General features: G+C 39.9%; 1 protein-coding gene. It reads right to left on the reverse strand.

Annotated elements, in window-relative coordinates:
• A partial coding sequence (locus tag MiSe_RS49740) for a hypothetical protein (protein WP_226595021.1) occupies positions 1 to 211 on the reverse strand: 211 nt, incomplete at its 3' end.
• Positions 212 to 542 lie beyond the last annotated feature (331 nt).

Raw genomic sequence — 542 nt, forward strand, 5'->3', positions numbered from 1 at the left:
AGTATTTCATCACGGCTGAATCGGCTTTTTGGGCAGCAGAACTCATAATAAATTCCATTTCTTTTTCTGAGGTTTCCCTGTCAATCTTGAGGAGTTCATTAACTTGTTTTGCTAGCACTGACGTTAGCCTGCCGATTACCTCTGACATCACTAAAATTCGGCTCACCGGCGGGCGAAATTCTTGTAACAATTCTGCCGTTTTGTTTGTCATGTTCTTCAACCAATTTCTCCAGATTTTCCATCCCCGCTTTTGTGGCTTTTCTTCAAGCTGATTGTCTAGTTTTCATCAAGAATTGTCACGAGTTTTTCAGGCGATAAATTAATTCGCTGAGTCGATGGATTTTGAGTTGAGATTGTCTGTTTGAACATGATTGCTGCCGCTAGCATAGCTTCAAATTCACTGCCTTCTAACTTTTCCCTGATTTTGGTAACAAATACAGTGACGGCGGGCGAACAGCTTCAATATGTTCTTCCCTTGTTTTTTTCATTTAAAGACTGACTTTGACTTTGAGATTTTAGGATTTGGATTGGACTGTAAATTG

Source organism: Microseira wollei NIES-4236 (genome assembly GCF_020521235.1).
GTDB lineage: Bacteria > Cyanobacteriota > Cyanobacteriia > Cyanobacteriales > Aerosakkonemataceae > Microseira > Microseira wollei.